This is a genomic window from Pseudoalteromonas shioyasakiensis (assembly GCF_022398475.1).
Taxonomy (GTDB): Bacteria; Pseudomonadota; Gammaproteobacteria; order Enterobacterales; family Alteromonadaceae; genus Pseudoalteromonas.
Map to the genome: position 1 here is coordinate 1 of NZ_JAKEVM010000213.1, position 4,428 is coordinate 4,428.

Here is a 4,428-nt window from a genome sequence, read left to right on the forward strand (position 1 = left end):
GGATTATATATATGAGCAGCCGTTCGCAATTAGCTAGTTGGCAAGCACTATCTGAAAGTGCCAAGAAGATGAAACAAATTCATCTTAAAGATTTATTTGCCAAAGATAGCACGCGTTTCGAGCAATTCTCTGCTCAGATCCCAGGTGTATTATTCGATTACTCAAAACAACAAATTGATAAAACTGTTTTTGAACAATTAATCGCTTTAGCGAAAGAGTGCGATATCAGCGCATGGCGCGACAAGATGTTCAGTGGTGAGAAAATTAACATTACTGAAGACCGTGCTGTACTTCATACTGCTTTACGTAACCGCGCTAACACAGCTGTAATGGTTGATGGTGAAAACGTAACAGACGCTGTTAACGCTGAGCTTGCTAAAATGAAAGCCTTTGTTGGCAAAGTACGCAGTGGCGAGTGGTTAGGCTACACAGGTAAAGCTGTAAAAGATGTTGTTGCTATTGGTGTAGGTGGTTCAAACCTTGGTCCGCAAATGGCAACCGAAGCACTTGCTGCTTATGCTGACGACACATTAAATGTTCACTATGTATCAAATGTTGATGGTGTTCAAATTGCATCTGTTTTACAGGGTTTAGATGTTGAGACAACATTATTTGTTATCTCATCTAAAACATTTACAACCTCAGAAACCATGACTAACGCTAAATCGGCTGTTGAGTGGTTTTTACAAACAGCACAAGCGCAAGAACATATTGCTAAGCACTTTGTAGCTGTAAGCACCAATTTAGAAAAAACAGCGGCATTTGGTATTGCTGATGAAAACGTATTCACAATGTGGGATTGGGTAGGCGGTCGCTTTTCTTTATGGAGTGCGATAGGATTACCAATCGCCCTGTACCTAGGCTTCGACGCGTTCGAAGAGATCCTAGAAGGTGCGTTTGAAATTGATGAGCATTTTAAAAATGCTGAATTTGAAAATAACGTACCATTGTTAATGGCGCTTTTAAGTGTTTGGAACACTAGCTTTTTAGGTTATACGGCACAAGCTATTTTACCGTATGACCAAGCACTACACATGTTACCTGCGTATTTACAGCAAGGTGAGATGGAAAGTAACGGTAAACACGTTACTTTTGCTGGTGAAACGGTTCCTTACACGACGGTTCCAATTATTTGGGGTATGACAGGTATTAATGGCCAACATGCTTTTTACCAATGTCTGCACCAAGGTAATGTAATTGTACCTGCTGACTTTATTGCCTCAATTGAGCCGCAAGTCAATGTTGGTAAGCACCATGATATTTTATTATCAAACTTCTTTGCACAAACCGAAGCGATGATGGCTGGTGTTGATGCAGAGCAAGTAACTGCAGATTTAACCGCAAAAGGTAAATCTGAAGCAGAAATTGCAGAATTATTGAATCATAAGATTCACCAAGGCAATCGTCCAACAACGTCAATGTTGTTAGATAAAGTTGATGCGAAAACGGTAGGACGTTTAATTGCGCTTTATGAGCACAAGATCTTCTGCCAAGGCATTATCTTAGAAATCTGTTCATTTGACCAATGGGGTGTAGAGCTAGGTAAGGGACTTGCCTCTAAAATTGAAGCTGAATTATTTGATGACGCAGTCAGTCATCCACACGACAGCTCAACCAACGGACTGATCGCTTACTATAAAACACATCGTAAGCAGTAATAGATTCGCAGCAACAGCTGCAAACCGAATACCTTTGAACGGGTAGCGCTGGAGTTCTTAGGGCCTGTATTTTTGTGAGAGGATTTACAGAGCCCCTAAGACTCATTTACTTCAGCCAACATAAGAATAATGAGTAAACTACTTACAACAAATTCAACAGGCTTTGTTAAAGGGATCATCTAACACAGCCAATCAACCAGATAACAACACGCACTGCCATACTGCATGAGTCGATTAACATGGCATTGCCAATGTAGAGAGTGATATATGTTAAATCCATTTGATATCGTAATTTTTGGGGGCGGCGGTGATCTTGCGTTACGTAAGTTACTTCCTGCAATGTATCGCGCTTATCAAGAGGGCAACCTTCCTCAAGGTTCTCGTATCCTTCCTACGGTACGTGAAGAAAGCAAACGCAAAGAATACATCGAAACAGCACATAAAGCGTTACAAGACTTTTTAGGTAAAGGTGAGTACAACGCAAAAGATTGGAAAGCATTTTCAGCTTATCTTGTGCCGGTTGTAACGAATGTAACCGAAGCCGATGATGACTGGGATAAACTAAAAGATATCCTTGATGAACACGATGCTGATAAGTCTCGTGTTTTTTACCTTTCATTACCACCTGCAGTGTACGGTAGCTGTTGTGAAATCTTATCTAAGAAAGGTCTGATCACAGAAACGTCACGCGTTGTTGTTGAAAAACCGATTGGTTACTGTGGTGAATCTGCTGAAGCAATCAATGCAAAAATTGCTGAATACTTCAAAGAAGAGCAAGTATTCCGTATTGACCATTACTTAGGTAAAGAAACAGTACAAAACTTAATGGCACTGCGTTTTTCAAACTCACTGTTTGAAAACCTTTGGGATGCTAAATCAATCGATAACATCCAAATCAGCTTATCTGAAACTGTGGGCCTAGAAAGCCGCGCTGGTTTCTACGATAAAGCGGGTGCATTACGCGATATGGTACAAAACCACTTGTTACAATTACTTTGCTTAGTGGCAATGGAATCACCAAACAAATTAAACGCGAACAGCATCCGTACTGAAAAATTAAAAGTACTTGAGTCGTTACGTCCGTTAGTGGCTGAAGATGTTGATGCAAACATTGTACGTGGTCAGTATGTACCAGGTAACTTAGACGGTAAAATCGTCCCAGGTTACTTAGAAGAATTAAACGAAGGTGCGAGCAAAACAGAAACTTTTGTTGCTATTCGTGCGCACATCGATAACTGGCGTTGGGCAGGTGTTCCTTTCTATCTTCGTACTGGTAAACGTATGAAAAAGCGTTGTGCTGAAATCGTTGTTGAATACAAAAAAGTATCTCACAACGTTTATACCGACAACGTAGGTAACATTGAGCCAAATCGTCTTGTTATTCGTCTGCAACCAGAAGAAACAATTCAATTAACACTGATGTCTAAGCGCCTTGATAACCTTGAGATGCAATTAGAACCAGTAACCATGAACATTGAGTTATCGCAAGCGTACAGTAATGGTTTCCATTCAGATGCTTACAAGCGCTTAATGTTAGATGCCGCAGCAAATAACCCATCACTGTTTATTCACCGTGATGAAGTGCGTCAAGCATGGAAATGGATTGACCCAATCATTGAGCGTTGGCAAGAAAAAGGTGCACCATCGTTATACCGAGCTGGTACATGGGGCCCTGAAGATGCAGATGAGCTTTTAGAAGAAAACAACCACGTTTGGTTTAACACAGGCGATAAGGCGTAATTAAGATGGCAACAATTGTTGAAAAATTCTTTGCAAACAAAGACGAATTAGCAGCTGAGCTTTCTTCAAGCCTTGAACAAAGCCTTGTTGCTGGTATTAAAGAAGATGGTCGTGCGGTACTAATGGTATCGGGTGGCTCATCGCCAGCACCTGCTTATAAGCACTTATCGAACCTTGAACTTGATTGGGCAAACATTGATGTTGCTATGGTTGATGAGCGTTGGGTTGATGCTGATCATGAAAAAAGTAATGAAGCATTTATCAAAAGCACGCTATTACAAAACCATGGTGCAGCAGCTAATTTCGTAACAATGAAAAATGATGCATTAACGGCACAAAATGGTGTAGCTGAATGTGAAGCTGCATACAAAGCATTAAAGCGTCCTTTTGATGTGACAATTTTAGGCATGGGTCCAGATGGTCATACGGCTTCTCTTTTCCCTCATGCCGAAGGTCTTGAACACGGTCTTGCGACAGATGATTTAGTATGTGCAATTAACGCTATTGAAAGCGATGTAACAGGTAAAATCACTGAGCGTATGACGTTAACTTTATCTGCGATTGCAGATTCTAAAGTTGTGAAGCTTTTAATTAGCGGTGAAGAAAAACTGGCTGTTTACAAGCAAGCGAAAGAGGGCGGTGCAGTTGCTGACATGCCTTTACGTGCAGTATTGAATCACCCACATATCAATATTGAAGTTTATTGGGCGCCTTAATCGCCTGATCAAACTCAATGTCAAAAGCGAGCTATTATGCTCGCTTTTTTGTTTTTAAATTCTCATCTTTAACAAACGATTTTGCATAAATACGCTTTTTTTAAATAGCCCGATAAAGTGTTAGACAAGTACAAAATGGCTCTATATAATTAAAAATGACAACGCTGTCATTGTTATTGGTTGTTATTCTCAACATCCCCTTTAACTCATTCTGCCCAGAAAAAGTTAAAAATAATTTGTACATGACAGCGTGCTTTTAGGAATAGGTTAGTTTTTTAAGCTAATTTATTGTTAGATAACAGGTTTTATATAAC

At 40.1% G+C, this 4,428-nt stretch carries 3 protein-coding genes; all 3 read left to right on the forward strand.

The window, feature by feature from the left end; all coding sequences use genetic code 11:
- Positions 1–11 precede the first annotated feature (11 nt).
- The 3 genes from pgi (at position 12) to pgl (ending at position 4,114) form a co-directional block, all read left to right on the forward strand.
- Positions 12–1,658 carry a glucose-6-phosphate isomerase gene (gene pgi, locus L1D51_RS20535; RefSeq protein ID WP_058586232.1) on the forward strand — a complete coding sequence of 549 codons (1,647 nt, stop codon included), beginning with the start codon at positions 12–14 and terminating at the stop codon, positions 1,656–1,658.
- A gap of 267 nt (positions 1,659–1,925) precedes the next feature.
- Complete coding sequence (gene zwf, locus L1D51_RS20540; protein WP_054563610.1) at positions 1,926–3,398, forward strand: glucose-6-phosphate dehydrogenase; 1,473 nt, start codon at positions 1,926–1,928, stop codon at positions 3,396–3,398.
- Between the two features lie 5 nt (positions 3,399–3,403).
- Positions 3,404–4,114 (forward strand): 6-phosphogluconolactonase, encoded by a 711-nt coding sequence (gene pgl, locus L1D51_RS20545; protein ID WP_239964693.1) that lies wholly within the window; start codon positions 3,404–3,406, stop codon positions 4,112–4,114.
- Positions 4,115–4,428: the final 314 nt, after the last annotated feature.

Bases quoted from the DNA above. Each gene is read 5' to 3' on its own strand.
- pgi (WP_058586232.1), top strand. From the start codon at position 12: ATGAGCAGCCGTTCGCAATTAGCTAGTTGGCAAGCACTATCTGAAAGT.
- pgl (WP_239964693.1), top strand. From the start codon at position 3,404: ATGGCAACAATTGTTGAAAAATTCTTTGCAAACAAAGACGAATTAGCA.
- zwf (WP_054563610.1), top strand. From the start codon at position 1,926: ATGTTAAATCCATTTGATATCGTAATTTTTGGGGGCGGCGGTGATCTT.